This window comes from Pseudomonas sp. JDS08PS003 (genome assembly GCF_045013505.1).
Lineage (GTDB): Bacteria > Pseudomonadota > Gammaproteobacteria > Pseudomonadales > Pseudomonadaceae > Aquipseudomonas > Aquipseudomonas protegens_B.
On record NZ_CP120724.1, the window covers coordinates 2,594,295 to 2,618,045 of the forward strand.

The following is a 23,751-nucleotide window of genomic DNA, read 5'->3' on the forward strand; positions in this document are numbered from 1 at the left end:
GCCGGTCGCCTGCTGGCCGCCCTGGCGAAGATGCAGAGCAACCTGCGGGAAACCATCGCCCACATTGCCGATTCCTCGACCCAACTGGCCTCGGCCTCGGAAGAAATGACCGCAGTGACCGAAGACGCCAGCCGCGGGCTGGTGCGCCAGAACGACGAAGTCAGCCAGGCGGCCACCGCGGTGACCGAAATGAGTGCGGCGGTGGACGAGGTGGCACGCAATGCCGAAGCGGCTGCCCAGTCGTCCCGCGAGTCCATGGAATTCACCCGTTCCGGCATCGAAAACGTGGCCCAGACCCTGAAAGCCATCGAAGGTCTGGCCGGCAACGTGGCCAGCACCGGCGAACAGGTCAAGGCCCTGTCCAGCCGGGCCCAGGACATCAGCAAAGTGGTGGAAGTGATTCGCGCGATTGCCGAGCAGACCAACCTGCTGGCGCTCAACGCCGCCATTGAAGCCGCCCGCGCCGGTGAGCAGGGCCGGGGCTTTGCGGTGGTGGCCGATGAAGTGCGGGCCCTGGCGCACCGCACCCAGCAGTCGACCCAGGAAATCGAGCAGATGATCACCGCGATCCAGGCCGATTCGACCCAGGCGGTGAGTGCCATGAACGTCAGCGCGGAGATGGCCAACAGCTCGATTTCGGTGGCGCAGAACGCTGATGTGTCGCTCAAGCAGATTGCTCAGGCGATCACCCAGATCAATGAGCGCAATCTGCTGATTGCCACGGCCTCGGAAGAGCAGGCGCAGGTGGCGCGTGAGGCGGATCAGAACCTGACCAGTATTCGTGAGTTGTCGATTCAGAGTTCGGCGGGGGCCAGTCAGACGGCCAGTGCTTGTGGGGAGATGGCCAATCTGGCGATTGAGCTGAATCGGTTGGTGGCGCGGTTCAAGGTTTGAGTTTGGTTTTTTGTCTTACGGTGCTCTGGTTCCTCTGTTGGAGCTGGCTTGCCAGCGGAGCTCGTTAATGAGGGCGCGGGGGGCATATCCGTTGCTGCGGGTGTGGCGGCTTATGGTTTCGCTCTTACAGCGAGTCACTTTGGAAAGAGCCCAAAGTAACCAAAGGCTCTTGCCCCTCCACTTGGTGCCTCGCCTAGGCTCGGCATGCCCTCACTCCGGCATTGATCCGTGGGCCGCCGCCACCGGCCATCCATGGCCGGGTGGCGGCTAACCCGGCGTCCTGCCGGGTTACCCACGGCTCAATGCCTGCGTTCGGCCATCGTGGTTAACGGGGCGCTCAGATCAAAATCAAAATCAAAAGCGCGACGGCGGCCTTGCGGCCGGCCTGAAGCTAAGGGTGGGTGCATTTCTGTAGGAGCTGGCTTGCCAGCGAAGGCGTCGGTCCAGGCAACGCATGGCCTACCGGCCCTGAGGCATGGCCCTCTGCAACCGACCGCTAAGCCGCAAACCATCACGCACGTTCAACCCCATCAATGTGAGGTTGGTGGCCCCGGCGATCAGTTCGATGATCTGCACCAGGTAAAAACCCGTGTCGAAGCTGCCTGCCGACGCCCACTGGTTGAGCACAATTGCGCAGGGCACGAGCACCAACAGGCCGTTGGCGGCAATGAAGGGCATGCGTTTTTGCTTCGAGGCGATCAGGCGTCCCTGTCGGGCCCGGCTCAGCCCCATGCCGCTGGCTCCCGCCACTGCCATTGCCGGAATCAGCACCCAGAGCCCGGGGCTGACGATCAGGTGCTTGAGTTGAGCGATCGCATGCAGGGTTCCCATGCTTTCCACCAGCAGGGTCGAGACAAAGAACGTGGCGATGCACAGCAGGGCCAGCAGGCTGGCGGTGAGGTGGAGTCGTTTGAGCATGGGGGGCTTCCCGTCAGTCAATGGGGCTGTGTTCAAGCCGTGCAGATGTTTGGCACGGCTACCTTGGTGAACAGATGGGGCATGGCCAAGACACTTGAGGGGTAACGGCCCAGGGCGTTGGCGAAGTCCGGGTGATTGAAGGCTTCGCGGAAGCACTCCACCGATTCCCATACGGCGTAGTTCAGGAACATGCAGCTGCCACCGATGGCCTGGTGGAGCTGCGTGGAAATGTAACCGGCACGCTGTTTCATCCAGTTGGCATCCAGCTCCCAGGCATGCAGCAGGTCGGGGATATCGTCCTGGTCGACGGTGAACAGGTTGACCAGCACCACCGGCGATTCGCTGCACTGGAGTTGCTGGTGAAGGGGAACCACGGGATCAAGCGGGCGGATGGACAGCATGATGGTCTCCAGAATGTAAACATGATGACAATGTGGTGCGATGGGTGAAAACTAGCTCGATTGACATCATGGTGTCAATGTGGAAAAGTTCGCGGCATGAAAAAACCAAACCACACCCCCGCTGGACGCGCCATGACCGATCTGGTCCTCGAGCTCTTTCGAGCCAGTGCGCGGATGCTCACCGCAGGCGATCGCCTGGTGGCTGAGATAGGTCTCACCAGTGCCCGCTGGCAGCTGCTTGGCACGATCGTCGCTGCTGATCGGGCGCAGCCCGTCTCATGGATTGCCCGTGACATGGGCGCCAATCGGCAGAACGTTCAGCGGATCGTCAACGATCTGGTGAAGGATGGCCTGCTGGAGTTTCAGCCGAACCCGCACCACCGCCGGGCGCAACTGGTGCTGCTGACGGAGGCGGGAAAGGCGGCATTCGATCAGGCGTTGAAGCTGCAAGCACCCTGGATCAACGAGCTTGCCCAGGGGTTGGAAGTCGATGAGATCCAGACGACCCACCGTGTGCTGAACCAACTGCGCAACTGGCTTGAGCAAGACCAGGGCGAATGAGCCGGGCCGGCCTGAAGACGACCCTCCAACCTGACGGCGTTCTGCATTGGCCCTGTTCCCCGGTTGAACCTGTGCTTAGCGCCCGAGCTTTTCCATCGCCACATCGTCCAGGAAAGCCCCCTCGGTTTTTCATGGACGTGCCATTGCCGCCCATTGCACTATTGCGGCGGATTTTCAGTCCCCTCTCTCTCCGTCGAAGGCATATCCATCGACGGGCCCATGCCAAGGAAGTCATCAGATCCATGACCGTCAGCGAACTGCTTGTCGCCATCCGTAAACCCTATGTCGAGACCCTGGCGCGTATCGCCGCAGAAGGCGCCGCGCATGTTGAGCCGGCCTACCGCAACAGCGATGGTTCGCTGGCGGTTGAAGGAACCATGGCCACGCCTTGCCGGGTGGATGTGATTGCGGGCGAGGGGGCTTCGGCTGGCGAGCCGGTGCAGGTTGATTCCGAGTCCGAGCTGGCCTTTGAGCCGGTGCGCTTTGCGATTGAGCAGATGGCGGTGGGCATCTCGCCTTTTGGCTGGGACTGGTTACCGCTGGAGGTGCGGGGGTTGAGCCTGGAACAGGCCTCTGAGGTGATTCGGGTGTGGTTCTTTGAGTGGTTCGATGGGGAGGATGAGAACCCGCTGACCGAAGAAGGGCTGCAAGGGGTAGTGCACTTTGTGTCGGACCCGGAAGCAACCGAGGAGGGGTACAGGTTCAAGGTTGACTTGGGGTCGGTTCCAGCGGAAGCGCTGGAGGAACTGCTGTTTGCATTGGCCGATGCCGGCGCCACCGGAGCTTTCCTCGGATAAAGAGAGGGGGTGCCAAACGGCGACCCCACGACCGACCTGATATCGCCCACCTGCAACCGATCCCCTGTAGGAGCTGGCTTGCCAGCGAAGCTCGCCAACGATGACGCGCAGGCACCTTCTTACCGAGTGCACTTGGGGGCGGGTGGTTTACATATCCGTTGCTGCGGGTTCGGCGGCTGGCGGTTTCGCTCTTACAGCGACTCACTTTTGAACATCCGGAATGCCGGCCCAGACAAAAGTAAGCAAAACGCTCCTGCCCCCGCATCCGGCACCTCGCCTAGGCTCGGCGTTCCCTCGCTCCGGCATTGCTCCGGGGGCCCGCCGCCCCAGGCCATCCATGGCCTGGGGCGGCTAGCTCGGCATCCATGCCGAGCTGCCCCCTACGCAACGCCTGCGCTCGGCCTCCTGAAGGGGCAGGAAGATCAAGAGCCCAAGCGCGTTTTACGCGCTTTCGTAGGAGCCGGCTTGCCGGCGAAGAGGCCCGCAAGCCATCCATCAGCCCTGGCTGACGCCTGCGTAATACCTGCGCTTGACCTTCTGAAGGGGCAGGAAGATCAAGAGCCAAAGTCCAAAGCAAAGCCAACACCGTCAACGGCGACCTCACTCTCAGAGCTTCATGCCCACCGCCAGCCGGTTAAAGGCATTCATCAACGACACAGCCAAGGTCAGGTCGGAAATTTCAACCTCGCTAAAGTGCGCTTTCAGCGGTTCGTACAGCGCGTCCGGCGCGCCCTTGTCGTGGACATAGGTGAGGGTTTCGGTCCAGGCCAGGGCGGCGCGCTCGCGGTCGTTGAACAGTTCGCTGACGCGCCAGCCGGCGAGGCAATCCAGTTTGTCTTGCGCTACTCCACATTCGCGCAGGGTCTGTGAGTGCTTGCCCAGGCAGAACGAGCAGCCGTTGATCTGCGACACACGCAAATACACCAGTTCCAGCAAGGGCAGGCCCAGGGGGCTCGCGGCCAATGCGGTGTTGGTGGCGAGCAGGCCTTGATAGGCGGCAGGCGACAAAGTGGCAAAGGGCAGTCTGAGTTGGCTCATGGTGAAACTCCGCTGTAGAAAAAAGTGATCAGGCGCAAACAAGGGGGGTGAACAGTGGCTGGGAGGACAGTGCGCTGCGGGCCTCGTCGAGGGTTGCACGCACCGCTTCGTCACCGAACACCAAGCCCTGCAGATAAGTGAACTGCAGGTCGAACAGGCCAAGGGTGTTCAGCACCTGGCGCAGGTAAGGCGTGAGAAAGTCCGGTTGGCGTGCCCGCGGGCCCTGGTGAAAGCCGCCGGAACTCACCAGCACATGCACCGGGCGGTCCTTGAGCAGGCCTACCTTGCCCTCCGGGCCGGAGCTGAAGGTGCGGTGAATGCGCAGCACGTAGTCGATCCACAGCTTGAGCGCCGCCGGTAGGGTGAAGTTGTGCATGGGCGTGGCAATCAGCAGCACATCGCAGCGCTCCAACTCACGAATCAGCCCTTCGGACACGTCGAACAGTGGCGCGTCGAAAGGCGTGGGGGTGGTCAGGGCGTGGGCGTAGTCCAGGCCCAGCGGTGGCAACGGCTGCGCCCCCAGATCACGCTCGACCAGTTCAAGCTGCGGATAGCGTTGGCGCAGGGAGCTCACCAGCTCCAGTGCCAGCCGATGCCCCTGGGAAACCTGGCCATGGGGGCTGGCGTTGATCAACAGAACAGTGTTCATACCGGCTCCCCACCCTGAAGTCGCTGGGTGAAGTGCATGCCCCGAGCCAGCAACCCCTGGCGGAAATAGAAGCGCTGGGCCAAGGGCATATGCAGGCCGGTATCCAGGACAAAGTGCTCGCATTGACGCTGCACGGCCTCATCCCGCACGGCGCTCAACAGCCGCGCTCCCAAGCCGCTGCGCTGGAGGTCTGGGCTCACCACCAAGTCATCGACGTAGATGAAACGCCCGTAGAGCAGGTTTTCCAGCTCGCGGTAACCCGCCAGTCCGACGATGCGCTCTGCGTCCCACGCGGCGAGCAAGCGGTAGCCCTGCTCGGTTTGCCGGGCCACTTGGGCGACATAGGCCGCCGGGCTGGTGAGGTGCGGGCGCAAGACACGCATCAAGTCGAAACTGGCCGCTAGGGCCGCCTCGTTATCGAGGTGTTGAAGGGTGTAGGGCATGTCCGTCATCCGCTGAAAAGAGATGACCCACTTTAAAAGGTCGATGGCTTAAGCTACAGGGCCAAAAAATGCATAAATGACTAGGCCATGATCCTTCCTTTCGAATTGGACCGCAGCCAGACGGCGCCGATCTATCGCCAGCTTTACCAGCGGTTTCGTGAGTCCATCGCCGATGGCCGTCTGCGTCCGGGGGACCGAGTGCCGGCGGTTCGCGCCTTGGCCGCGGAGCTCAACCTGGCGCGGGGCACCGTGGAAGCGGCTTACCAGCTGCTGATAGGCGAGGGCTACCTGATTGCTCGCGGGGCCGCCGGGACCATTGTCACCCCGCAACTGGCGCCGATTTGCGCGCCCGCACAGCGTGCCCCAGTGGCTGCAACGACCCACCAAGCCACCCATGCCGGCACCTCGCCCTTGGCACTGCAAATGGGCCTGCCAGCGCTGGATGCCTTTCCGCGCAAGCTCTGGACCCGCTTGGCGGGCCGGCAACTGCGCCAGGCGGGTGTCGAAGGCCTGGTCTACTCGGACGCGCGCGGCTACGCCCCGTTGCGGGCGGCCATTGCCTCCTACCTGGGGATTTCCCGGGGCATCACCTGCCATCCAGAGCAGATTTTCGTCTGCGCCGGCTACCGCGCCTGCCTCGACCTGATCAGCCATACGCTGATGCGCCCAGGCGCTACCTGCTGGCTGGAGGAGCCCGGCTACTTCATGGCCAGGAACGCACTGCTGGAAGCCGGCGCGCAGCTGGTGCCGGTGCCCGTGGACGATCAAGGCCTGGACGTCGCCCAAGGCATCGCCCGCGCGCCAGAGGCCGGCTTTGCCGTGGTCACCCCGACCCACCAGAGCCCGCTGGGAGTGTCGCTGTCCCTGCCGCGGCGCCTGGCCCTGCTGGACTGGGCCAACCGTCAAGGCAGCTGGATCATCGAGGACGATTACGACAGCGAATACCGCTACCAGGGCAAGCCCTTGCCGGCCCTCAAGAGCCTCGACCAGCAGGGCCGCGTGCTCTACACCGGCACCTTCAGCAAAGTCCTGTTTCCAGGGCTGCGCCTGGCCTACCTGGTGGTGCCCGCCGAACAGACCCCAGCGTTCGCCCGCCAGGCCGATCGTTTGCACAACCACTGCCCGCACCTGCTGCAAGCGACCGTCGCGGCCTTTCTCAACGAGGGGCACTTTGCCCGGCATCTGAACAAAATGCGGGGCCTGTATGCGCGTCGGCGGCAGTGGCTGGTGGAGGCTTTGCACCAGGCGTTGGGTGGGCGTTTGCAGATAGACCCGCAGGCCGGGGGCATGCATGTGGTGGCCGGGCTGGGGGAGGGGGACGATGTGCAGATTGCCCAGCGGGCGCGGGGGGAGGGCATTGCGGTGGAGCCGCTGTCGCAGTGGTATCTGGGGGACGGGAGTAGGCAGGGGTTGGTGATGGGGTTTACCAATGTGGGCAGTGTGGAGCAGGCGGCGAGCTTGGCGCTGCGGTTGGCTCGGGTCATTGGGTGAGGAGGGGGCTGTGGCCGCTGAGGCTGGAGTCTTTCCTATGGCAGCCCCCACCATTTGGCCGGCCACACCCCCTGTGGCAAGGGAGCTTGCTCCCGCTGGGTTGCGCAGCAACCACAACCGCCCTCACATCGCTCGGCCTGCCCTCTGCAGCCGCTTTCAGCGCCCGAGCTTTTCCAGCGCGGCATCGGCCAGGAAAGACGACCGGCTCTTGATGTTGTGCTCGCGGACAAAGCGGTCGATTTGCTGGATGACATAACCCGGCAGGGTCACGTTGACCTTCTCGGTCTTGCCCAGATAAGGCGCGATATCGATATCCAGCATGCCCCAGCCCATGCCCTCGAAATCGGGGTTGGCGCGGTGCTTGCGGGTGGGAGAGGGCAGGGGAATGGCGTGCCCCGCTCGGGCCAGCTCTTCGAGCATGACGTGGGCAATCTCGATGGCCGCGCTGTAGGCGGTTTCGAAGGTGTCGCCGGCGGTGACTGCGCCGGGAATATCAGGAATCTGGATACCGGTGGCGGCGTGTTCGTCGCCCCATTCGATGCAGATGGGATATTGCACGGGGATCTCCTCAATAGGTGCGAAGGTGGTGGGAGCTAGATCAGTTCAGCCAGTTTTCTGATGGTCCTGACCGTACCCCGTGGCAGATCCTTCTTCGGGTGAGGCACCGGAACGGTGTTGGGCCTGTAAGGATGCTTGAACAGATGATGGCTTCCGGTGACTCGCTCCAGCACCCAGCCAGCGGCTTCAAGCTCCTTGATCAACTGTCTGCTTTGCACCTCCATCTCCTTATCGGGGTGAGAGATGCTTTATAACTCCAGGCGCATAGTAACGCAGGTTGAATTGTGTGTCTGGAGTTATGTATCGGGACATGTCGTTTAGCGAGGAGGGAGTCTGTTGTGATGGGCCTGAACGATGACGCGGGGTTACCTTCGACGCTGTACTTTGGGGGATATATCCGTTGCTGCGGTTACGGCCGCTGGCGGCTTCGTCCTTACGGCGAGGGGCTGTGTACATATCCGTTACTGCGGGTGCCGCCACTGGCGGTTTCGCTCTTACAGCGAGTCCCTTTTGGCAGTCGCCCCAAAAGGAACCAAAAGGTCTTGCCCCCGCATCCGGCACCTCGCTAAGGCTCGGCGTTCCCTCTCTCCGGCATTGCTCCGGGGGCCCGCCGCCACAGGCCATCCATGGCCTGATGGCGGCTAGCTCGGCATCCATGCCGAGCTGCCCCCTACGCAACGCCTGCGTTCGGCCTCCTGAAGGGGCAGGCAGATCAAGAGCAAGATCAAAAGCCAAAGCAAGATCAACGGCTGGGGCAAAGCCAAGCGCGTTTTACGCGCTGGTTGAGTTCAATGGCGTTCAGCGCTCTTGCGCTGTTTGCCACTGAATCACCTCCAGCACCGCGCAACCTTCCCGGGTGAGCAAATGCAACCCTCGGGTGACCCGCATCAGATCGCAGTCGGCAATGTCTTTCAGGTTAAGTGTGGACAGCGTGTCCATCAGATCCCGCACCACGGTGAAACGATGGGCCGCACTGCTGGTCAGGTCGTTCAGGAAGGCTTGGGTATCGACGGCGGTAAAGCGTGAGAGTGTCTGGTCAACCCGGTCACATGCAACGCAAAAGGGTGTTTAGGTAGTGTGCAGTTTCCCACTAAAGCGCCGGAAGCCGGTCCAACGCACAATTGCGGTCGATTTTCGACGCATTGGCCATGGGGACGCGTGCGCCCGAGTCGACATTGAATATGTCAATGTAACAACCGCTCAGCGCGCCCGGGTTGTCGACAATTCCTCCTTTGATTACGTAACGTGCGCCCGGCGTAAATTCGCTGACGAACGCTACGTTGCACGAGCGATTGGCGTTGGCCATGCCGCGCATTATCAGGTGCAGCGGCTTGCCGGCTTCAATCGGGAAAAAGCCTTCTGGTGTCGATACGTTCTTGTAAACGGAAACCAGTTGCCGTCCCTGTCCACCCTGCCCAGTCGCCACGGCTCTGCCGTATTTGCAACTGATGGCAGGCGCTTCGACCAAAGACACGTGGTTTCGATGATTCTCCATCGACACCAATTCGCTGCGGATAAGTGCCTGAGGCGCCCCTGCAGGCACAAGGTATTTCGGCACTGGGGCACAGCCTGCAAGCAGCAGAATTGAACACAGGTAAAGAGGTTTCATAATTTACTTATTGATGTGGGAACAGATCGGCATCAGACACCTCCATCCAGCGAGCATTCTCGCCTAATTGAGTGTCCGGCTTCATTAGACGACTACAGTCAGGGCTAAGGCGGCGTACGTGCGTCGGCCAGTATTTTCAAGCCGCACTCCGCTTCAACGTTGCCAGCAGGCCGCGAAACGCTTGCACACCTCAAAGCGCTGATCCAGATCGGCCATGCGTGCCTGATGTGCGCTCAGCGTTTCCTTCAGCAGTGCTTGCTGGGCTCGGTAGTAGTACTCCAGCATTTCATTATTGGTCGACATTGCCTTGCTACGGTCGGCCGCTTCGCTGTCGGGTAGCAGTTCCTTGATCGCCGGGGTGTCGAGCAGGCCCAGGCGGTTGGTGTAGTAATCCTTGTACAACTGCAATGAACGGGCCTTGGTGCCACTCATCTCTTTGGCGAACTGCTCCAGGTTCTGCTGATATTCAGTCCAATAGGCATCGGGCAGGCTGAAGTCGAGGCGCCGTTTGCGTTCCGCTATGGATTTGTCGAGCAGTGTTTTCTGGACCGAAGGGGAATCCTCGGCGTCGGGCTTCATTTTCGCGATAACACTCGCGTCGACGATCTGCGCGATCAGCGCTGCACGCTCCGCTGACTGCGGTTGTGCTTCGGTGGGCTTGGGGAAAATAGGGTTGTGGCCGGCGCAGGCGGGCAGGCCTTTCTTGGTCAGCACGATCGGCGAACGCACAGTCTTGCCATTGATCTGGCGCAGACGGCTAAGGGTGACCTGGCAAGTGCGACCTACTTGGCGGAAGTCCGCTTCGTACTCGCCGCCGCTCTGCGGGGTGAAGTTGAACCCCACGGTGCACACGCTGCCGGTGCTCAAGGTATTGGCTCGCGCGAATAGCTCATGGCCCGGTTGCAGCCGCACTTCCAAGTAGGCCTTGGCATCCTCGGGTGCAGCGGCACTCATGGCTGCCCGTCGCCGGGTATTGGCGCTGAACAGGTTATTGAGCAGCCCCGTGGTTTGGCCGCCGCAGTGTTCGGCATCGAACAAGTCGAGCGTCGAGCTGTCACTGCTGCTGATAAAGCGCAGCTTCGCCGCATCGGGTGCACTGGCGTCCGGGTAGGTGCCGTTGAAACTGCACCCGCCAAGTACCAGCGCGGCAATGCTTACAGCGCCACGCACGCGCCATTGGGAAAAACACAACATGTTGATAGATCGTCCTTGATGCACGAGTGGGCGAAAGGCCATCATGCTAAAGAAGGCAGTCGCCGCCGTCCAGCGCGCCTGTCGTCCCTGAATTTTCTGGGGATTTTCTTTGTCTCCCACCGAGGTAGCGGAATGTTTGGCTCGCGCAACATCTTTGCAATTGGCCTGATCGGATTACTGGCCGGTTGTTCGTCAATGCCAGCTGAAATGGCCTTGAATTCACCCGTATATAACGCGCAAAACGCGGGCCTAGTGGTCGGCGCGCTGCTGGAAGGCGGCCCCTACGGAACCTACCTTGAATTTCGCGATATCAAGAGCGGCAAGACTTATGGCTGGGGACCCAAGGATGACTACTCGGCATGGCTACCTGCCGGTGACTATGAAGTGAGCCGCCTGGGTCACCGTCGCGGGGCCATGGGGGCTTACTCCAAACCGCTGCGTTTTACCGTCACCCAAGGGCAGCTCAATTACCTTGGCGAGATGGTCTACGGCTGCTCGGCCGTCGCGCAACCGGCTGCGGTGTACGGTGTATTGAATTGCGGGGTCCTCGCGCTTGGCGAATGTACCGTCCCTAGCCCTAACGTGAACGTATGCGTGGTGGATCGCCAGGATCAAGCGATCAGGCATTTTTTGCAGCAACATCCCGAGCAAGCCCCTTTGCCCGTGCGTAACGCGGTTATGTCGGCAGCGGCCTCTGGACCGAGCGTCCGCTTTCCCTAGGCTTTGTGCGAAAAGCCTTGGTGCTCGGTGATGCTGCGTTACTTTCGATACTCATGCGCATAGCTGCAAATAGGGTCCTGGTTATGGGCCCATAGTTTCAAGGGGCGAGGGTAGTTGATGAGTACAGTGTCGCGGTTGAATGAGCTGCTTGTTGATCACTGCCTCTCATCATTCGAAACCTGTAGCCGCTGTCGAGCGCAGTGAGGCTGCGCACGAGGACGCAGTCCTCGCCAAACCTGCCGATGCTTTTCACCTGGCTGCATACGGTTTTGTGTACATATCCGTTGCTGCGGTTACGGCCACTTATGGTTTCGCTCTTACAGCGAGTCACTTTGGAAAAGCCCCAAAGTAACCAAAGGGCTCCTGCCCCTCCACTCGGTGCCTCGCCTAGGCTCGGCATGCCCGAACTCCGGCATTGATCCGTGGGCCGCCGCCACAGGCCATCCATGGCCTGGGGCGGCTAACCCGGCGTCCTGCCGGGTTACCCACGGCTCAATGCCTGCGTTCGGCCATCGTGGTTAAGGGGGCAGGAAGATCAAAAGCCAAAGCCAAAGCCAAAGCCAAAGCCAGATCAAAGGCCAAAGCAAAACCAAGCGCGTTTTACGCGCTTGTTGAGTTCAATGGCGTGCAGGCCTCTTGCGCTGTTCGCCACTGAATCACCTCCAGCACCGCGCAACCCTCCCGGGTGAGCAGATGCACCCCTCGGGTGACCCGCGTCAGGTCGCAGTCGGCAATGTCTTTCAGGTTAAGGGTGGACAGCGTGTCCATCAGATCCCGCACCACGGTGAAACGATGGGCCGCACTGCTGGCCAGATCGCTCAGAGAGGCTTGGGTGTCGAGGTAGAAAACGGCTTGGTTGGTGTCGTGGGTGTCGACGGCGGTAAAACGCGAGAGTGGCTGGTCAATCATCGGTACAGCTCCTGTGCAGGGAGCAATCACCTGAGTTGCCGACGACGAAGAAAATGACCGCTGTGCGCCTATGACGACCGGAGAATCACCGCGCACAGCCGTCATAACATCTTGTCGCGGGCACCGGATAGGCGACTGCAAAAGTGTTGTGGACGCTGATGCTGCGTTGTAATTCGACCGGCCAAGGTCGTCGCGGATGTTGCTGCGAGGGGAGGACCATAGTGGCGACTAGAGAGATGTAACCGTATGTTTTTACTGATGTTTGAGTGGTTGTGTTGTTGCAATGGCAATGGTTGCAGCCGGTATGTAGTTAAGTTGTGATTCGCCACTTGCTGCTGTGATATTGAAATGATCTCACCGAGATAGTATGTTGCAGAAAATTTATCTGCAGCTTCACATCCACAAGGAAGACTTCATGACACTCAAAGGAAAGCTAATTTCTGGTTATCTGGTTATTGGCCTGATCTACACTCTTTATTCTTGGTTGTTCAGCTCCTACTCCCACGCTAGTTTTGCCTACAACTTGGGCAGAGGCTTGTTTTGGCCGGCTGCAATGTTTCCCGCTTTCGGTACATTTATCGGCCTCATTGTCCTACTCGTGGTCATCGGCGCGATCCATTTGAATCGTCGCTAAACAGTCCGTACCTTCAAACTGACCAAGGATAGATGCTCATGTGCATGGGGAAGTTAACTCTAGCTGTGTTGTTAGTAGTAGCGCTAGTAGGCTGCGGTTCCAGTAATGACAAGGCAGAGGAGTTGATTGAGACCAGTGGTTTGGACAAGCAGTACAGTACCATCGTGGAAATTGCATCGGCTGGATATGCTTCTCGTTACCCGATGTTGGGGCGGGAACAGATTCGTAACGTGGTACGAGACAAGATCGACCCGGATGGACTGAAAAGCCAAATGGTTGATATTTATGCCGATCACTTTGACAACGATGAACTCGAATTGATGATCCGTGCCAATAAATACCCAGAGCAAGCCATGGCTATTATCCTTGGCTCCAAAGAAGGACGGGCGTTGGCAGAAAAGGTATTGAAGGTCCAGAAAAAAATTTCTCAAGATATGCAAGAGTCGATGGCGGATAGTGATGATGCAATAGTTGATGCTCTGGATGATTTGAAAGATGATTTGAAAGGCTAAGCTTTATCATCGTGTCTAGTGTTAGATGTGCTGCAGAGATTTCAGCTGATCACTGAAAGCACCAGCATTACCCACCCAGCCAAAATGGTTGATTTTAACTTGTGATGACGGGCGGCAATCGGCCATATAACGGTGATTTTCCAGTCGCGCCAATTAACTCGCGAGCGAACTGTGAGATGTAGACGTGGCTGCATTCATTGCTCGTTTTACAGGTAGCTTCGCGAAAACAGCCTCTGACTCTCATTTGGCTCTTGGCTATGATAGAGCATTTGCCCTGCCTGCTTCTCGCTCTTCGGCTCCATATGAGTAAGTGTTGCCTACCTACCCGGCAGCTCAGATACGCCAGTCAAGAACATCTGGCGAGTGGGATAAGGGATAGTACACTATGCTGCCTCGCGCTATATCGATCCCCCTTAAATGAACTTTTTTGCTTCGAGGCCTTATGGATAAGCGACTTTCCAGTTTAATAAGCGACTACTTACAAGCTGTTCGGACAGCTTTGACATTAATGCAGAAATCGGGGGTCACCCTTCCTCACACCTCTAGCGAGTGGATTGCTACTGATCTATCGCATCTCTCTAGTTTGAATGACAATATTGATTACTTTAAGCACGGAAATGGATGCAGGGTGGAACTACCAGACGGTGGTGTGGATTTTGATTTTGGCAGACTCGGGGAAATTTCTGGGCTGGACGCTTGGCGTCTTTCAAGTTTTGCCAAGCAGAGGCAGGAGAGCTACGGTTTTGCGACAGATGACGATCTCTACGAGTGCTTTGGTGAAGCTGTAAACAAGAACTTTATAGTCCCCATGGCTACCAATTTGTATCGCATTGCGAATCAGCCTGTGGAATATGTTTCAAGCATTGATAGTAGGAGTGAAGGGGACTTGCTTCCTCATAGAGAACAGGACAAGGTTCTAACTCTCCAAGTTCACTATTTCTATGCAGCTGAGCTGATGCTGAAACACTATGATTCGATGGTCAGCAAGTGGGATAAAAATAAAAAGCTAAGCAGGCATGATGAAATAAATTTCAGAATATACATGACCTCCTGGCTGGGTTTTTTAGCCGTGACATGCGAAGGTTATAAAGATCTCGGTATGTACTTGCTGCTTAATAATGAAAGGCCAGTTGAGTATCAAGAGCTAGTTCCTAAATGTAATCAGCTTAGTAGCTCGATTAAAAAGCATTACCATGATTTGCGTAAATTTCGAAATAACGTATTTCATATGCGTGCTAATACTGACGACACGTTAGCGTTTCTCTCGCCCGAGGTAGACCGTCTTTCTTGGGCGCGATCAATTCACAGAGATCTCAAATCTTTTTTTTCTGACTATCGAGTGTTTTGCGAGTGTCATTACATATTAAATGAGCGGCGAAGCGAGGGTGAATTTGGCCAGAAGAGTAAATGAAAGATCGTGATTTCGTGAAAAGCAAACAAGGTCTTGATTTGACTGTCCCAGTCACTGTTCGATTTTGATCTCAAACGGGTTTCGCGCAAACACTACAATTATGGGGGGAATTGTCATTGTTTTTCACCATCCTGATAGCGCGGTAGGTGGATGGCGTTTTCTGTAGTATTTCGACGGCGCTCACGGATCAATACTGAAGTGCGGGTATGTCGAGCCTAGGCGAGGCTCTGAGGAGAGGGGCAGGCAGATCAAAAGCCAAAGCAAAAACCAAGCGCATGCTATGCGCTTTTCGTAGGAGCCGGCTTGCCGGCGAAAGGGCCAGGAAGACATGCATTGATCCGGCTGACAAGCGGAACGTGGCGCCGTCTGCCCTTCAGAGCCGCTTTCAGCGCCCGAGTTTTTCCAGCGCGGCATCGGCCAGGAAGGACGACCGGCTCTTGATGTTGTGCTCACGGACAAAGCGGTCGATTTGCTGAATCACATAACCTGGCAGGGTGACGTTGACCTTCTCGGTCTTGCCTAGGTACGGCGTGATGTCGATGTCCAGCATGCCCCAGCCCATGCCCGCGAAATCGGGGTTGGCGCGGTGCTTGCTCGTGGGTGAGGGCAGGGGAATGGCTTGCCCTGCACAGGCCCGTTCTTCGAGCATGAAGTGGGCGATCTCGATGGCGGCGCTGTAGGCGGTCTCGAAGGTGTCGCCGGCGGTGACGGCGCCGGGGATGTCGGGAATCTGGATGCCGGTGGCGGTGTGTTCGTTGCTCCATTCGATGCAGAGGGGATAGTGCATGGGGATCTGAAGGGCTAGATCAGTCCAGCCAGTTTCCTGATGGCCCTGACCGTCGAAACCTGTAGCCGCTGTCGAGCGCAGCGAGGCTGCGCACGAGGACGCAGTCCTCGCCAAACCTGCCGATGCTTTTCACCTGGCTGCATACGGTTTTGTGTACATATCCGTTGCTGCGGTCACGGCCACTTAGGGTTCCGCTCTTACAGCGGGTCACTTTGGATGGAGCCCAAAGTAACCAAAGGCTCTCTGCCCCTGCATCCGGCGCCTCGCCTAGGCTCGGCGTTCCCTCTCTCCGGCATTGCTCCGGGGGCCCGACGCCACAGGCCATCCATGTCCTGATGGCGGCTAGCTCGGCATCCATGCCGAGCTGCCCCCTGCGCAACGCCTGCGTTCGGCCTTCTGAAGAGGCAGGCAGAGCAAGAGCAAAAGCCAAAGCAAAGCGCGTTTTACGCGCTTGTTGAGTTCAATGGCGTGCAGGACTCTTGCTCCGTTCGCCACTGAATCACCTCCAGTACCGCGCAACCCTCCCGGGTGAGCAGGTGCACTCCACGGGTAACCCGCGTCAGGTCGCAGTCGGCAATGTCTTTCAGGTTAAGCGTGGACAGCGTTTCCATTAGATCCCGCACCACGGTGAAACGATGGGCCGCGCTGCTAGTAACTAAGGAATGCGAATGCCCAATGCGTTTAATGTTGGTGTGTCCATCTGTCCGTTTACGGTCAGGCCGTTGTCCGTTTGAAACGACATCAGCGCTCCTCGAGTCCCTTTGCCCATCACGCCATCGATTGCTCCTTGGTAGTACCTGCGCACCATTAAGGCCGTTTGCACTCGTATGACCAGGTTGCTTTTCTGTACTTCGCTAGGTCGTGTTCGAGTAGTCGTTGAGGTCGAGCCTGTCGATGTACCAGATGATTGGTAAAAAGAGCTGCTGGTTGATGAGCCGGAAGAGCTGTTTGAGCCGTAATTCGAGCTGCTTGGTGTGTTGTAGCTGCGAGTGCTCGTGGCAGGAGGGTTGTAGTAGCGAGGCGCGCTATAGCCACTTGATCCACTGTAATGAGAGCTATGGGAGCTGTGCGAGCGGTGTGAACTATGCGAGCGGTGAGCTGCGTACATATTGGTCGCATCAGGGGCATTGAGCGTGTCGGCAAAGACTGGTGGCTGACTCTTCTCCCGTGGCTCCCAATTTGTATCGGCAAGTGGCATTGGGTTGGCCTGGGCAAGGTTGATACTCGCGACCGGCAACAGGGTCATGCCCCCAATCAGGATTTTCCAGCGATCAAGCAGTTTCACTGTGCGCTCCTTGCGTAGGCATTGAATGCCTCAGTTGATAGTTGTTTTATCCCACGGCTTTGCCAGCGCGCGGTATGAGATTTGAAAAAGCCCGAGCATTGATGAGCTGCGGCGCATTGTTGGCAGGTGTCGATGAACAGATTCTTCCAGTCTGAGATGCTCTGGCGTGCAAAGCGTGAGAGATGCGCAGGTACCAGGCACAGAGGGAGGTTATAGATTGAGACCGGTAATCCTCGGTTGTGCAGAAAGTAAATGGCCTGACTTAGCGACTCTTGGTAATCCAGAGGATCAATCCACAGCTCCTCATAATGCTTTCGGGCTAAGCCAGTACTCTCTATACCCATCAGTGCAATATGTCGTACGAAGGGCAAATTACGGAAAATGTAGTGAGCGAGCTCTGGAAGTCGTGGCGTGGTCAGTCGGTTGAGGACGACGCGAATCTCGATGATCTGGTTGGCTCGAGCGAGGTTGTACAGCCCTTGGAGTGTTTCGCTGAAGGCCCCTGGCGCCTGCACTACGTGGTCATGATCTCTTGCGTTGTCGGCATACAGCGGGATGCCCCAACTTAGTTGCGGATGCTGGATATGAGCAAGTGACTCGATCCAACTCGGATCCTTGAACAGCCGGCCATTGCTCAATACATGAATAGACTTTTGTCGAAGCACAGTTTTGCACTTGGCTAAGATTTCCAACAAACCATCGCGGTAGAGCGTGGGCTCCCCGCCGCTGATGCCTAGGTTCTCCTCGCCAGGATCCATTAGATCGATCAGACGAAGGTTCTCCTCAATGTGCCAACGATCATCAATATCCTTAGGTGGTTGGGAGCACATCAAGCAGAGGCTGTTGCAACGATCAGTCATGAACAGCAGGTTACTGTCGGAGCCGCGTCGATAGAGAACTCGGACGATCGGGCTTCCGGGTGTTATGGCAATTACGTCACCAGGGCGAACGACATCTGGATCTTTTGGGGAGTGAAGTCGCAGCTTGCCGACCTCTGCACTCCCGCTAAGTTGTTCCGGAGTAAGGAAGCCTCCAACGGGTAATGATAGTAAGTGCGGGTTACGTTGAAGCTCGGCATCTGGCAGCCACAGTATTAGATCGTCGAAGCTCACGTCCCCAGCGCAGATGGATACGCCTTGTTCAATGAACTCGTCTACGGTGACGACCTTCAGCAACTTAGGTTCAATTAGATGCTGGATCTCGAAATGGGTATCTTTTCTTAGCATCGTTCCTACCCTCGATACCCAGGGAAGAGGACTTCGGAGTAGGCGCGACGATTTAGCCAGGAAAGCAAGACGCGTTGGATATCATCGCCGCCATCTCTCAATAGTTCGAATAGATGTTGAAGTAGTCCTAGATTTTTCTTACAGAAGCTACTGAAGGCACGGTGACCAATCGGATCGCCTTGGCGTGCGAAGTGTTCCACAGGGTCGGCGCCGCAATAGGGGACGAGTGCGCAATCCACGCAGCCCGGTAGTGTTTCGGCAACACCACTTGCTAGCAATGCTTCCATGACTGGTGAGCGTAGTAGCTCGGCTAACGGCTGATGCACGCTGCCTAAACGCAAACCATCCTCGCCCATTTCCAACAGCATTCTTGCTTCGTCAGATGGGTATACGTAGCCATCGTAGTTATAAACCAAGGCTGCGGTGCCGGCACCGGCAGGTGAGCGCAGATCGACATAGCCAGATGAGAAAGGCGTCAGGATGTTCTTTAACAGTAGACTTGCGTAGCTCTCTGATAAGTACACACCTTGTTGATTGATTTCCAGCAGGTAAGCCAGCGCTTCCTTGTAGAACGCCAAATAACGTTCCATCGAGTAGTCCAGCCGTTGTGTACCCTTCGAGGCGAAACCGTAGGGGCTTAAGGGGCGAAGGGAGATACTGGAAAACCCCTGGGCTACATACTCGTCGATGATCGCTCTTGGTTGCTCAAGGCTCCTCGCTGTTAACGTCGTTAGAGCCGAGACAGCTTCATGGCCTAGGTATTCGCGGACGCGACGAATGCCGTCGAGGGTTCGTTCATAAGAGTCTCGGGAGGGAGTGGGGCGGTTAGCGTTGTGTAATGACGCCGGTCCATCGAGCGAAGTAGAAAACTGGATGTGATGCTTCTTGGCGAAGACGAGAACTTCTTCGGTCAAGTGATGGAGTGTGGTTGTGATGACGAATTGGATATCGCGCTGTTCCACGACGTTCCGTTCCACTATCCATTCGATGATCTGGCGGACGCGTTCAAAGGCCAATAGAGGTTCGCCACCTTGGAACTCTACCGTGAGGGCTCGGGCGTTCGACTCGAACATGCGGTCTACGGCAGCACGTGCATCTGCTTCGGAAAGGTCATGTCCAGAGCCACCTAAAGGTGCACGTGATACTTGGCAATACTGACATGTATGGTTGCAACGCAGAGTCACCACAAACAGGTGTAATGCAGGACCTTGCAGGAGGAAGTCTTTCCGACTGCGGTACTGCGCCGCCATCTCCGGAATTGGATCGTGTTGATCTGGCTCGTAAATAAAATGACGAGCGAGTAGATCCTTGTATAGAGAGGTTCCTGGCTGTACGCGCTTAAAACTTAGATCTCGAAGTTGTAGATCGGTGACATGGAGGTACTCGCCTGTTTCCGAAGTAAGCAAAATATCCCGTTCATTCCCTGAACTCATACGCATGAAGCGAAATGGCAGGAGGCGATAACCTTGGGTTTCGGTGGCTATCAAGGTCATTGAGGCAACCCACATCCAGTGAGTGCGGCACGTGCCAAGACTTCTCGCAATCCAGCCGTTTCACTATGGATGTGGTCACGTAAAGCAAAGTCATTCAGATGCTGGAGAACTAGCGCCCGTACGTGATCAATAGAGAGGGCTGTTTGGGCGCTGGAAGGGTAGATCGTGAGGTTGATAAAACCAGGCTCAGGAGTGATCTGAATAGCCAATTCAGCGGCCAAGCTATAGGCGGTTCTTTGTGCTGCGCTGAGAGGGTATGCGGTGTCGCTGAGGTGCAGAGTGACTGGCCATGTCATCAACATCAATCCTTGAAAACCCTGAAGAGTGTGCGGATTTTGCCGAGTTCCTGGGCGATTGGCCATCATTCGTCGCAGCTTTCTTTAAAATATTTCTGTGCTCGTGTTCTTGACTGCAATCGATTGGATTTAATGAAGTCCCGGCCAGGCGGTCTTGCGAACGGCAGCTGTCAAATCAGCGATTTCCCTGTGGGTGTCGGCTGCCAGCAAAACTCGTCAACGATGACGCGGAGTTACCTTCTTACCGCGTGCACTTGGGGGCGCTTGGCGTACATATCCGTTGCTGCGGTCGCGGCCACTGGCGGTTCCGCTCTTACAGCGGGTCACTTTGGAAAAGCCCCAAAGTAACCAAAGGGCTCCTGCCCCCGCATCCGGCGCCTCGCCTAGGCTCGGCGTTCCCTCGCTCCGGCATTGCTCCGGGGGCACGCCGCCACAGGCCATCCATGGCCTGGGGCGGCTAGCTCGGCATCCATGCCGAGCTGCCCCCTACGCAACGCCTGCGTTCGGCCTCCTGAAGGGGCAGGCAGATCAAAAGCCAAAGCAAGATCAAAGGCCAAAGCCAAAGCAGATCAACGGCTGGGGCAAAGCCAAGCGCGTTTTACGCGCTTGTTGAGTTCAATGGCGTGCAGGCCTCTTGCGCTGTTCGCCACTGAATCACCTCCAGCACCGCGCAACCCTCCCGGGTGAGCAGATGCACCCCTCGGGTGACCCGCGTCAGATCGCAGTCGGCAATGTCTTTCAGGTTAAGCGTGGACAGGGTGTCCATCAGATCCCGCACCACGGTGAAACGATGGGCCGCGCTGCTGGCCAGATCGCTCAGGGAGGCTTGGGTGTCGAGGTAGAAAACGGCTTGGTTGGCGTCGTGGGTGTCGACGGGGGAGAAGCGGGAAATCGATTGATCGTCCATGGTCGTTACTCGTTGTAGAGCTTCCACCGTTTGCGGCCAAGCAAATTGAGGGTGGCAGCTGTGCGAGGGTTGGCCGACCGGTTACAACGACACCGGCACACCCGAAGGTGTCCCGCACACAGCCGCCATAACACAGAATCGCAGGCACAAAAAAAGCGTCTGCAATGGTGTTTTGGACGCTGATGCGTCGTTGTAATTCGACCGGCCAAGGTCGTTCGCGGATTTTGCCGCGAGGGCGAACTATAGGGGGGGGACGTGAGAGGTGCAACCGTGTATTGGAGGGATGTTTGAGTGGGTGTGTCCTAGCATTATGAGCTGTCTCGCATCTAATCGGCCGCTTTGAGTTGAATCGAAAACTAAAAGCGGCCAATCGTAAACAAGCATTTTAAATAAAATCTGTAGCTAAATTGGGGCTTCCTCAAAGGTATTCACATTAATGGGGTAGCGTTTTTCCAGAAAAAAATACTCACTTTGTGCACTCGCAGTGGTTTGGATGGTTTTAGAGGTATCTATTGTTGGCCAAGAATATCGTTTATTTCTTTAATGCAAATTTTAGGCATTTTTAGATTGGAGATGTTTATTTTTGAAAGTGTAAGAAGATAATCTTCTATCTCTTCCGTTTCGCCCCAGTTAACGGCATTTTTTAAGCGCAATGCCGTGAATCTTGAAAAGCCTAGCGACATCAAACTTAGCTCAATAGGAGAGCATGAGCCAAATTCGAGAAATGTATGATATGGAGCTTGTTTTGCATTATCTTCACTAAAGCCTTTCTCAATTAGGCAGTGTTTTATTATGTCTTCAAAGGCGCTAAAATATTTTACAAGTTTGAATCTTACCTGTGTTTCAATTAGTTTTAGTAAGGCTCTGATTATTGTTGATGTATTTGATGACTCGTTTTCTCTTTTGACATAGTTGACGCGGTCCCTTATGAGGGTGGATATAGCTGTTCCTGTTGCCCATTGGTGAGATATATAAATTATAGAGTTTCTAAATTTTTGGTTTTCAGCCCATCCGAAGATTTCAGATATGATGTTTATGGCGTTGGTCATTCTTTCATATCCTCCTTTCAGAAAAGGATTTATTAAAGAAAATTCATCCGTATAAACTGCGCTGAAAAGTTTATCATATAAGCTTTGTAGGTGGTCAGGCCTTAGGCTGCTATGCGAGTCTAGTATCTTTTGAGGCAGTGTTATAGATATATTGCGTACGTGTTCTAGGTTTTTTGCTAAGGTTTCAGAGTTCTCTTTTGTTCCGTACTTTAAAAGTACTTCTTCCTCTCCAAGGGTTTTGACTTCTTGGTAAAGCCGACTGAATCCGGCTTCGGCGAGATTCTTATGTTCTTCCCCGATTTTTCCTGAAATTAACTCTTCGATAATCTTTCCGCCGTCGTCCATTAGTTTGGACATTGACGATTTAATTTCCTGTAGTTTTTCACCAGTGTAAGATTCCTCGTTCCATTCGCTCGGTCTTATGCACCAGATATTTCCATGAAATTCTTGTAGAAGCCTGCCTGCTCTGCCAGATAAGTTGAGAAAGTCTGACCTCGACATTGGATTGTTTCCGCTATATGGATTCTCAATTACGATGTGCTTTGCTGGTAGGTTGACTCCTTGAAGCAGTGTGCTTGTACAGCATAGGAAGCGTATCTCCGCTGATTTAAATAGTTCTTCGACACCTGACCGAACAATTGAAGGCATGTCACCATAATGCACGGCAACTCCATGCTCTAGAGTTTTTGCCAAAGGATATTCTTCGTGTACCTCGGTGCGTATAAAGTTAATAAAGTCTTTGACTTCATCTGAGGCGGTATAGTCTCTGTTTATCTCAAGCAACTCTTCCGCAACGGTCTCGGCTTCACCGGGGCCATTGGCAAAAATAATGGTGGACTCGGAATTTAAAGTTATTTCATTTGCTAATCTTGCTCTTTGTTCATGTTTTGAACCTCTGAATTTAAAACTTATTGGTGTTATTCCTAAGTCGATGGTTCTATTTGCAGCCAATAGTGATGTGTTAATTTTGGTTGGCTGATTTTTTACTTCGGATATCAGTAGTAGGTTTTGAGAGACGGGGGATATGGTTTCTGTAAAGAAAAACCCTTCATCTTGCCTTCCAAATAAGCTTAAGAAATAGCCTGGATTACTTACAAGAGGGCTCGCAAATAGAACTGATGTACTCGGGTGTAGACTCAATGCAAGGTCGACGGCGCTCTGCAGTACTATTCCTCTATTGCCTTTCTGGATCTCGTGGGCTTCATCAATGAATATTGAAGTTATTTTCTTTGTGTTGTTTTCAGGTTTGAGAAGGCTTAGTAGACGCTCAGGGGTTAGAACATAGATAATGTTTTTTATCTGAGCACTGTCTTTCGTAGGGAATGGGGCGGTTCTTACTATTGCGCCGATAATTTCTCTAGCTTTTATGGTCTTTCTTATTCGGGCTGAGACCTCGGAAATTAATGCTCTTGTGGGAACTATATATACTATGTTCTGTTCTTTTCCGGATTCGAGGCGCCTAATTAAGTCGAGGTTGAGTATGAAGGACTTTCCTGCTGAAGTTGGGGCTGAAATACTCAGTGACTTCTGTTTTTCAAGGTTAGTATAGAATCTATGTTGGAAGTCGGTTAGAGTTATGCCTTCCTCCGTAGTGTTTTCAATCTCTCTTGCTAGTCTCTCCAGTGAAAGAGTTATCGCCGGTGAAAAGCTATCAAGAATTTTATAACGTTTTCTCAGAAGCTCTCGCCCTGGGAAATTACCAATTCTCGAAAGAATAATGTCCGCAGCTTTAGCTATGTCTTCTTTGTTGTCTGAATCGCATTCTATCAGTCTGCTAATTATTTCATATGCAAGTGATAGTTCATCAGGTATGTCAGATATGGATAGGATTGATGCGATACCAATAAGTCTTTTGGACTCAATTGAAGATATTTTCTTTGCCTCTGTATGGGCAGGGAGTAAGTGCAGAGTGCTATAGATGAAAAGTTTTTTGATGTCATTCTGAAAGTCTTGTGTATTAATATCCATA

At 55.5% G+C, this 23,751-nt stretch carries 26 protein-coding genes and 1 pseudogene; 8 read left to right on the top strand and 19 right to left on the bottom strand.

The features are described 5' to 3' along the window. The first annotated feature begins 189 nt into the window (after window positions 1-189). On the top strand, window positions 190-894 hold the full coding sequence (locus P7C00_RS11895; RefSeq protein WP_404939958.1) for a methyl-accepting chemotaxis protein: 705 nt from the start codon (window positions 190-192) through the stop codon (window positions 892-894). 459 nt (window positions 895-1,353) lie between these two features. Here the strand turns inward: P7C00_RS11895 and P7C00_RS11900 are convergent, their stop codons facing one another. Together P7C00_RS11900 and P7C00_RS11905 are read right to left on the bottom strand one after the other, a co-directional pair. Further along, window positions 1,354-1,812, bottom strand: coding sequence for a hypothetical protein (locus tag P7C00_RS11900; RefSeq protein WP_346631611.1), 459 nt, complete (start codon window positions 1,810-1,812; stop codon window positions 1,354-1,356). Window positions 1,813-1,844: 32 nt separating this feature from the next. Next, window positions 1,845-2,213 carry an antibiotic biosynthesis monooxygenase family protein gene (locus tag P7C00_RS11905; RefSeq protein WP_346631610.1) on the bottom strand — a complete coding sequence of 123 codons (369 nt, stop codon included), beginning with the start codon at window positions 2,211-2,213 and terminating at the stop codon, window positions 1,845-1,847. Between the two features lie 132 nt (window positions 2,214-2,345). Between P7C00_RS11905 and P7C00_RS11910 the strand changes: the two genes are divergently transcribed. Then, window positions 2,346-2,774, top strand: a complete 429-nt coding sequence (locus P7C00_RS11910; protein WP_404939126.1) for a MarR family winged helix-turn-helix transcriptional regulator — start codon at window positions 2,346-2,348, stop codon at window positions 2,772-2,774. 242 nt (window positions 2,775-3,016) lie between these two features. Next, a complete protein-coding gene (locus P7C00_RS11915) occupies window positions 3,017-3,571 on the top strand; it encodes a hypothetical protein (RefSeq protein ID WP_404939128.1) in 555 nt (184 codons plus the stop codon). Window positions 3,572-4,177: 606 nt separating this feature from the next. Here the strand turns inward: P7C00_RS11915 and P7C00_RS11920 are convergent. Genes P7C00_RS11920 through P7C00_RS11930 form a run of 3 tightly spaced genes read right to left on the bottom strand, consistent with a single transcriptional unit; the run spans window position 4,178 to window position 5,701 of the window. After that, window positions 4,178-4,609 carry a carboxymuconolactone decarboxylase family protein gene (locus P7C00_RS11920; RefSeq protein WP_346631607.1) on the bottom strand — a complete coding sequence of 144 codons (432 nt, stop codon included), beginning with the start codon at window positions 4,607-4,609 and terminating at the stop codon, window positions 4,178-4,180. Between the two features lie 28 nt (window positions 4,610-4,637). Then, window positions 4,638-5,258, bottom strand: coding sequence for an NAD(P)H-dependent oxidoreductase (locus tag P7C00_RS11925; protein ID WP_346631606.1), 621 nt, complete (start codon window positions 5,256-5,258; stop codon window positions 4,638-4,640). Further along, complete coding sequence (locus P7C00_RS11930) at window positions 5,255-5,701, bottom strand: GNAT family N-acetyltransferase (RefSeq protein ID WP_346631605.1); 447 nt, start codon at window positions 5,699-5,701, stop codon at window positions 5,255-5,257. The genes P7C00_RS11925 and P7C00_RS11930 overlap by 4 nt, the downstream gene beginning before the upstream one ends. Before the next feature lie 87 nt (window positions 5,702-5,788). Here P7C00_RS11930 and P7C00_RS11935 point away from each other — a divergent pair, with 87 nt between their 5' ends. Then, the gene (locus tag P7C00_RS11935) at window positions 5,789-7,192 is read left to right on the top strand and encodes a PLP-dependent aminotransferase family protein (protein ID WP_404939130.1); all 1,404 of its coding nucleotides are present in this window, start codon (window positions 5,789-5,791) and stop codon (window positions 7,190-7,192) included. A gap of 156 nt (window positions 7,193-7,348) precedes the next feature. Here the strand turns inward: P7C00_RS11935 and P7C00_RS11940 are convergent, their stop codons facing one another. From P7C00_RS11940 to P7C00_RS11960, 5 genes are all read right to left on the bottom strand, one after another. Beyond that, the gene (locus tag P7C00_RS11940) at window positions 7,349-7,750 is read right to left on the bottom strand and encodes a type II toxin-antitoxin system HicB family antitoxin (RefSeq protein WP_346631603.1); all 402 of its coding nucleotides are present in this window, start codon (window positions 7,748-7,750) and stop codon (window positions 7,349-7,351) included. Between the two features lie 35 nt (window positions 7,751-7,785). Further along, complete coding sequence (locus P7C00_RS11945; protein ID WP_306407081.1) at window positions 7,786-7,968, bottom strand: type II toxin-antitoxin system HicA family toxin; 183 nt, start codon at window positions 7,966-7,968, stop codon at window positions 7,786-7,788. A 580-nt stretch (window positions 7,969-8,548) separates the two neighbouring features. Further along, window positions 8,549-8,743 carry a hypothetical protein gene (locus P7C00_RS11950; RefSeq protein ID WP_375379733.1) on the bottom strand — a complete coding sequence of 65 codons (195 nt, stop codon included), beginning with the start codon at window positions 8,741-8,743 and terminating at the stop codon, window positions 8,549-8,551. Between the two features lie 97 nt (window positions 8,744-8,840). After that, on the bottom strand, window positions 8,841-9,359 hold the full coding sequence (locus P7C00_RS11955; protein ID WP_179597146.1) for a hypothetical protein: 519 nt from the start codon (window positions 9,357-9,359) through the stop codon (window positions 8,841-8,843). Window positions 9,360-9,512: 153 nt separating this feature from the next. Then, window positions 9,513-10,553, bottom strand: a complete 1,041-nt coding sequence (locus P7C00_RS11960) for a hypothetical protein (protein WP_404939132.1) — start codon at window positions 10,551-10,553, stop codon at window positions 9,513-9,515. 18 nt (window positions 10,554-10,571) lie between these two features. Here P7C00_RS11960 and P7C00_RS11965 point away from each other — a divergent pair, with 18 nt between their 5' ends. Next, entirely contained in the window at window positions 10,572-11,273 is a 702-nt protein-coding gene (locus P7C00_RS11965; RefSeq protein ID WP_404939134.1) for a hypothetical protein, read from the top strand. Between the two features lie 600 nt (window positions 11,274-11,873). On the opposite strand, the gene P7C00_RS11970 is transcribed toward P7C00_RS11965, so the two are convergent. After that, on the bottom strand, window positions 11,874-12,182 hold the full coding sequence (locus P7C00_RS11970; RefSeq protein ID WP_404939136.1) for a hypothetical protein: 309 nt from the start codon (window positions 12,180-12,182) through the stop codon (window positions 11,874-11,876). A 367-nt stretch (window positions 12,183-12,549) separates the two neighbouring features. Here P7C00_RS11970 and P7C00_RS11975 point away from each other — a divergent pair, with 367 nt between their 5' ends. The 3 genes from P7C00_RS11975 (at window position 12,550) to P7C00_RS11985 (ending at window position 14,739) form a co-directional block, all read left to right on the top strand. Continuing rightward, window positions 12,550-12,816, top strand: a complete 267-nt coding sequence (locus P7C00_RS11975; RefSeq protein ID WP_258379796.1) for a hypothetical protein — start codon at window positions 12,550-12,552, stop codon at window positions 12,814-12,816. A 44-nt stretch (window positions 12,817-12,860) separates the two neighbouring features. Then, window positions 12,861-13,328 carry a hypothetical protein gene (locus tag P7C00_RS11980; RefSeq protein WP_404939138.1) on the top strand — a complete coding sequence of 156 codons (468 nt, stop codon included), beginning with the start codon at window positions 12,861-12,863 and terminating at the stop codon, window positions 13,326-13,328. 442 nt (window positions 13,329-13,770) lie between these two features. Beyond that, window positions 13,771-14,739: a DUF6896 domain-containing protein gene (locus tag P7C00_RS11985; RefSeq protein WP_404939140.1), complete on the top strand. Its 969-nt coding sequence runs from the start codon at window positions 13,771-13,773 to the stop codon at window positions 14,737-14,739. 385 nt (window positions 14,740-15,124) lie between these two features. On the opposite strand, the gene P7C00_RS11990 is transcribed toward P7C00_RS11985, so the two are convergent. From P7C00_RS11990 to P7C00_RS12025, 8 genes and pseudogenes are all read right to left on the bottom strand, one after another. Further along, window positions 15,125-15,526, bottom strand: coding sequence for a type II toxin-antitoxin system HicB family antitoxin (locus P7C00_RS11990; RefSeq protein WP_404939142.1), 402 nt, complete (start codon window positions 15,524-15,526; stop codon window positions 15,125-15,127). 443 nt (window positions 15,527-15,969) lie between these two features. After that, window positions 15,970-16,182: pseudogene (locus P7C00_RS11995) on the bottom strand (hypothetical protein); the annotation flags it as partial. Further along, window positions 16,182-16,811: a His-Xaa-Ser repeat protein HxsA gene (hxsA, locus tag P7C00_RS12000; RefSeq protein ID WP_346631600.1), complete on the bottom strand. Its 630-nt coding sequence runs from the start codon at window positions 16,809-16,811 to the stop codon at window positions 16,182-16,184. The pseudogene P7C00_RS11995 and the gene hxsA, both read right to left, overlap by 1 nt. Continuing rightward, a complete protein-coding gene (gene hxsC, locus P7C00_RS12005; RefSeq protein WP_346631599.1) occupies window positions 16,808-18,037 on the bottom strand; it encodes a His-Xaa-Ser system radical SAM maturase HxsC in 1,230 nt (409 codons plus the stop codon). Before hxsC ends, hxsA begins: the two co-directional genes overlap by 4 nt. Before the next feature lie 5 nt (window positions 18,038-18,042). Then, the gene (gene hxsB / locus P7C00_RS12010) at window positions 18,043-19,530 is read right to left on the bottom strand and encodes a His-Xaa-Ser system radical SAM maturase HxsB (protein WP_404939144.1); all 1,488 of its coding nucleotides are present in this window, start codon (window positions 19,528-19,530) and stop codon (window positions 18,043-18,045) included. After that, on the bottom strand, window positions 19,527-19,826 hold the full coding sequence (gene hxsD, locus P7C00_RS12015; protein ID WP_404939960.1) for a His-Xaa-Ser system protein HxsD: 300 nt from the start codon (window positions 19,824-19,826) through the stop codon (window positions 19,527-19,529). The genes hxsB and hxsD overlap by 4 nt, the downstream gene beginning before the upstream one ends. Window positions 19,827-20,424: 598 nt before the next feature. Further along, window positions 20,425-20,733 carry a hypothetical protein gene (locus P7C00_RS12020; RefSeq protein WP_346631596.1) on the bottom strand — a complete coding sequence of 103 codons (309 nt, stop codon included), beginning with the start codon at window positions 20,731-20,733 and terminating at the stop codon, window positions 20,425-20,427. Between the two features lie 509 nt (window positions 20,734-21,242). Beyond that, window positions 21,243-23,750, bottom strand: a complete 2,508-nt coding sequence (locus P7C00_RS12025) for a DEAD/DEAH box helicase (protein WP_404939146.1) — start codon at window positions 23,748-23,750, stop codon at window positions 21,243-21,245. Window position 23,751 lies beyond the last annotated feature (1 nt).

Excerpts from the sequence above, each read along its gene's own strand:
- hxsC (WP_346631599.1), bottom strand. The coding sequence starts at position 18,037 with ATGCTAAGAAAAGATACCCATTTCGAGATCCAGCATCTAATTGAACCT.
- P7C00_RS11935 (WP_404939130.1), top strand. The coding sequence starts at position 5,789 with ATGATCCTTCCTTTCGAATTGGACCGCAGCCAGACGGCGCCGATCTAT.
- P7C00_RS11965 (WP_404939134.1), top strand. The coding sequence starts at position 10,572 with ATGCACGAGTGGGCGAAAGGCCATCATGCTAAAGAAGGCAGTCGCCGC.
- P7C00_RS11925 (WP_346631606.1), bottom strand. The coding sequence starts at position 5,258 with ATGAACACTGTTCTGTTGATCAACGCCAGCCCCCATGGCCAGGTTTCC.
- P7C00_RS11975 (WP_258379796.1), top strand. The coding sequence starts at position 12,550 with ATGTTGCAGAAAATTTATCTGCAGCTTCACATCCACAAGGAAGACTTC.
- P7C00_RS12025 (WP_404939146.1), bottom strand. The coding sequence starts at position 23,750 with ATGGATATTAATACACAAGACTTTCAGAATGACATCAAAAAACTTTTC.
- P7C00_RS11920 (WP_346631607.1), bottom strand. The coding sequence starts at position 4,609 with ATGAGCCAACTCAGACTGCCCTTTGCCACTTTGTCGCCTGCCGCCTAT.
- P7C00_RS12020 (WP_346631596.1), bottom strand. The coding sequence starts at position 20,733 with ATGGACGATCAATCGATTTCCCGCTTCTCCCCCGTCGACACCCACGAC.
- P7C00_RS11905 (WP_346631610.1), bottom strand. The coding sequence starts at position 2,213 with ATGCTGTCCATCCGCCCGCTTGATCCCGTGGTTCCCCTTCACCAGCAA.
- P7C00_RS11895 (WP_404939958.1), top strand. The coding sequence starts at position 190 with ATGAGTGCGGCGGTGGACGAGGTGGCACGCAATGCCGAAGCGGCTGCC.
- P7C00_RS11990 (WP_404939142.1), bottom strand. The coding sequence starts at position 15,526 with ATGCACTATCCCCTCTGCATCGAATGGAGCAACGAACACACCGCCACC.
- hxsD (WP_404939960.1), bottom strand. The coding sequence starts at position 19,826 with ATGACATGGCCAGTCACTCTGCACCTCAGCGACACCGCATACCCTCTC.
- P7C00_RS11915 (WP_404939128.1), top strand. The coding sequence starts at position 3,017 with ATGACCGTCAGCGAACTGCTTGTCGCCATCCGTAAACCCTATGTCGAG.
- P7C00_RS11910 (WP_404939126.1), top strand. The coding sequence starts at position 2,346 with ATGACCGATCTGGTCCTCGAGCTCTTTCGAGCCAGTGCGCGGATGCTC.
- hxsB (WP_404939144.1), bottom strand. The coding sequence starts at position 19,530 with ATGACCTTGATAGCCACCGAAACCCAAGGTTATCGCCTCCTGCCATTT.
- P7C00_RS11930 (WP_346631605.1), bottom strand. The coding sequence starts at position 5,701 with ATGCCCTACACCCTTCAACACCTCGATAACGAGGCGGCCCTAGCGGCC.
- P7C00_RS11960 (WP_404939132.1), bottom strand. The coding sequence starts at position 10,553 with ATGTTGTGTTTTTCCCAATGGCGCGTGCGTGGCGCTGTAAGCATTGCC.
- P7C00_RS11955 (WP_179597146.1), bottom strand. The coding sequence starts at position 9,359 with ATGAAACCTCTTTACCTGTGTTCAATTCTGCTGCTTGCAGGCTGTGCC.
- P7C00_RS11900 (WP_346631611.1), bottom strand. The coding sequence starts at position 1,812 with ATGCTCAAACGACTCCACCTCACCGCCAGCCTGCTGGCCCTGCTGTGC.
- P7C00_RS11985 (WP_404939140.1), top strand. The coding sequence starts at position 13,771 with ATGGATAAGCGACTTTCCAGTTTAATAAGCGACTACTTACAAGCTGTT.
- P7C00_RS11980 (WP_404939138.1), top strand. The coding sequence starts at position 12,861 with ATGGGGAAGTTAACTCTAGCTGTGTTGTTAGTAGTAGCGCTAGTAGGC.
- P7C00_RS11970 (WP_404939136.1), bottom strand. The coding sequence starts at position 12,182 with ATGATTGACCAGCCACTCTCGCGTTTTACCGCCGTCGACACCCACGAC.